Genomic DNA, 3,410 nt, shown 5'->3' with positions numbered 1-3,410 from the left:
GCTCCGCGCGGGCAGGACCTTTCCCCATGAAGTTTTCCACGCGCGCCGAGCGCATTGAACCGTTCTATGTGATGGAAGTGGCCAAGGCCGCCCAGGCTTTGGCGCGCGAGGTCGCAGGCAGCAGCGACCCGATGATCTTCCTGAACATCGGTGAGCCCGATTTCACGGCGCCGCCCCTGGTGCAGGAAGCCGCTGCACGCGCCGTGCGCGACGGCGCCACGCAGTACACGCAATCGCTGGGCCATGAGCCGCTGCGCGAGCGCATCAGCGACTGGTACCAGCAGCGCTTCGGCGTGAACGTGCCTGCCCGCCGCATCGTGGTCACGGCGGGCGCGTCGGCAGCGCTGCACCTGGCCTGCCTGGCACTGATCGAGGCCGGTGACGAGGTGCTGATGCCCGACCCCAGCTACCCCTGCAACCGGCATTTCGTGAGCGCCGCCGAGGGCAATGCCGTGCTGATCCCCACCACCGCCGCCGAACGCTACCAGCTGAGTGCCGACAAGGTGCGCGCAGCCTGGAACCCCAGGACGCGCGGCGTGCTGCTGGCCTCGCCCTCGAACCCCACGGGCACGTCCATCGCGCCGGATGAATTGCGCCGCATCCATGGCGTGGTCCAGGAACACGGCGGCATCACGCTGATCGACGAGATCTATCTGGGGCTGAGCTACGACGACGCCTTTGGCCAGACGGCACTGGCCATCGACGACAACGTCATCAGCATCAACAGCTTCAGCAAGTACTTCAACATGACGGGCTGGCGCCTGGGCTGGATGGTGGTGCCCGATGCCATGGTGCCTGTGGTCGAACGTCTGGCACAGAACCTTTTCATCTGCGCCAGCACCGTCTCGCAGCTGGCGGCCATGGCCTGTTTCGAGGCCGAGAGCATCGCCGAATACGAACGCCGCCGTGCCGAGTTCAAGGCCCGGCGCGACTACTTCATCCCCGAGCTGCAAGCCCTGGGCCTGGCCGTGCCCGTGATGCCCGACGGCGCCTTCTATGCCTGGGCCGATTGCGCAAGCGCTTGCAAGCAGCTCGGCGTGCAGGGCAGCTGGGACTTTGCCTATGAAGTCATGCGCCGCGCCCATGTAGCCGTGACGCCGGGGCGCGACTTCGGCACGGCCGAAACACACCATTTCGTGCGGTTCTCCACCGCCAACTCGATGGCGCAGCTGCAGGAGTCGGTGGCGCGCCTGCGCGGGCTGTTGGGCTGAGATGAAGCCAGCCCCTGTGGCGCTGCGCGCCTTCCCCTTTCTTTCGCCCCGCTGCGCGATGCGCCGAAGGGACATCGTGCCGCCCCCACACGCGAAGCGCCGCCCGCGCTGCACTGCGGCAGGCCGGCTGCAAGCCGGCCGTAGGCCGAGGCCGTGCCTGCTTCGGGCACTGCCGGTGTGCACATGCAGGAACCACTGAGATGACGTTCCGGTTTCCCGTCCGCATTTACTGGGAAGACACCGATGCCGGTGGCATCGTGTTCTATGCCAACTACCTCAAGTTCTTCGAACGCGCGCGCACCGAATGGCTGCGTTCGCTGGGCCTGGGCCAGCAGCGATTGCGGGAACAAACGGGCGGGATGTTCGTCGTAACGGATGCGCGCCTGCGCTATCTGCGCCCGGCCCGCCTTGACGATGAACTCATTGTTACCGCACATTTGCAGGAAACCGGGCGCGCGTCCCTGACAATCGTGCAGCAGGCGCTATTGAATTATGAGCAAGCCCCGAACCAGCCGCCTGTGCTGCTGAGCGAAGGCACGATCCGCATCGGCTGGGTGGATGCCGCGAGCATGCGCCCCGCCCGAATCCCGAACACCCTTCTGGAACAACTTTCATGAATTCCCAAGACATGTCCATCCTCTCCCTGGTGCTGCACGCCAGCTGGGTGGTGCAACTCGTCATGCTGCTGCTGCTGGGCGTATCGGTCGCCAGCTGGGCCGCGATCTTCCGCAAGCTGTTTGCGTTGAAGCGCGTCAAGAACCTCAACGAAGAGTTCGAGCGCGATTTCTGGTCCGGCACCAGCCTCAACGACCTGTATGCCAGCGCCGCCCAGAACGCCAAGAACGCCGGCCCCATGGAACGCATCTTCGCCAGCGGCATGCGCGAATACCAGAAGCTGCGCGAGCGCCGCATCACCGATCCGGGCACGCTGCTCGACGGCGCGCGCCGCGCCATGCGCGCGAGCTTCCAGCGCGAAATGGACGTGGTCGAATCCAGCCTGTCTTTCCTGGGCTCTGTGGCCTCTGTGAGCCCCTACGTCGGCCTGTTCGGCACGGTGTGGGGCATCATGCACGCCTTCACGGGCTTTGCCGGCATGGAGCAGGTCACGCTCGCCACCGTGGCGCCTGGCATTGCCGAAGCGCTGGTGGCCACCGCCATCGGCCTGTTCGCCGCCATCCCCGCCGTGATTGCCTACAACCGCTTCGCGCGCGACATCGACCGCGTGGCCACCCACCAGGAGACCTTCATCGAAGAGTTCTCCAACATCCTGCAGCGCAACCTGGGCGCCCACCCCGGTTCGCCCTCGGGCCACTGAGATGAAATGCATCCCCCTGAGCCGCGCTGCGGCTTCCCTCTTCTCTCACAGCGCTGTGCACTGCGGGAAGGGGGACGACGCCACCGCGGCGGGGCGGCCCTTGCGCGGCGTCTGCCAGCCTCGGGCGCGCCAGTTTTATCCGCTGCGCACACTGCGCAGCACAACGGAGAGCTGAAATGCCCGCAATGGCCTCGCGCACCGGCAGCCGCCGCCGCTCCATGAACGAGATCAACATGGTGCCCTTCATCGACGTGATGCTGGTGCTGCTCATCATCTTCATGGTGACGGCACCCATGCTCACGCCCAGCTCGGTCAACGTGCCTTCTGTCGGCAAAGGGGCCAAGGTGCCCAAGACCCGCGCCGATGTGATCGTCGAAAAGGACGGCAGCGTGCGCTTCAAGGCCGACGGCAATGAACGCACGGTTCCCGTGCAGAACCTGGGCGCCACGGCCAAGAATTGGCTCAAGGACCAGCCCGAAGACACCCCGGTGCTGATCAGCGCGGACAAGAACGTCTCCTACGATTCGGTCATGAAGGCCATGTCGGCCCTGCAAAGCGCGGGCGTTCCGCGGGTCGCGCTGGCCGTGAAATCCGGCAACTGACGCCCCCGTCTCTCCACAACGCCTTCACCGCATGCACGCCCAAGACGACCGCGACCAGTTTGCGCCCCCCCGCCCACCGGCCCGCCTGCGCGCCATTGCGCTGGCCGTGCTGGCGCATGCCATCCTGATTGGCGCGCTGACCTGGGGCGTGAACTGGAAGACCAGCGTCGATGCACCGGCCGTGCAGGCCGAGCTGTGGTCGGCCGTTCCACAGCAGGCAGCGCCCCGGGCGGTGGAGCCCCCCGCGCCCACCCCGGAGCCCAAGCCCGAACCCACCCCTGC

At 66.5% G+C, this 3,410-nt stretch carries 4 protein-coding genes and 1 pseudogene; all 5 read left to right on the top strand.

All coding sequences use genetic code 11. The features are described 5' to 3' along the window. Window positions 1-26: 26 nt before the first annotated feature. Window positions 27-1,211, top strand: coding sequence for a pyridoxal phosphate-dependent aminotransferase (locus ACDELDRAFT_RS20435; RefSeq protein WP_005799981.1), 1,185 nt, complete (start codon window positions 27-29; stop codon window positions 1,209-1,211). A 200-nt stretch (window positions 1,212-1,411) separates the two neighbouring features. Beyond that, a complete protein-coding gene (gene ybgC, locus ACDELDRAFT_RS20430) occupies window positions 1,412-1,828 on the top strand; it encodes a tol-pal system-associated acyl-CoA thioesterase (protein WP_005799980.1) in 417 nt (138 codons plus the stop codon). Further along, window positions 1,825-2,526, top strand: a complete 702-nt coding sequence (gene tolQ, locus ACDELDRAFT_RS20425; protein ID WP_005799979.1) for a protein TolQ — start codon at window positions 1,825-1,827, stop codon at window positions 2,524-2,526. Before ybgC ends, tolQ begins: the two co-directional genes overlap by 4 nt. Window positions 2,527-2,702: 176 nt before the next feature. Then, window positions 2,703-3,128, top strand: coding sequence for an ExbD/TolR family protein (locus ACDELDRAFT_RS20420; RefSeq protein ID WP_005799977.1), 426 nt, complete (start codon window positions 2,703-2,705; stop codon window positions 3,126-3,128). Window positions 3,129-3,159: 31 nt separating this feature from the next. Beyond that, a pseudogene (locus tag ACDELDRAFT_RS20415) lies at window positions 3,160-3,410 on the top strand (cell envelope integrity protein TolA); the annotation flags it as partial.

The sequence above is a fragment of the Acidovorax delafieldii 2AN genome (assembly GCF_000175235.1).
Taxonomy (GTDB): Bacteria; Pseudomonadota; Gammaproteobacteria; order Burkholderiales; family Burkholderiaceae_C; genus Acidovorax; species Acidovorax delafieldii_B.
The sequence above is the reverse complement of the archived record's forward strand: the minus strand, read 5'-3'. Positions and strand labels throughout refer to the sequence as shown.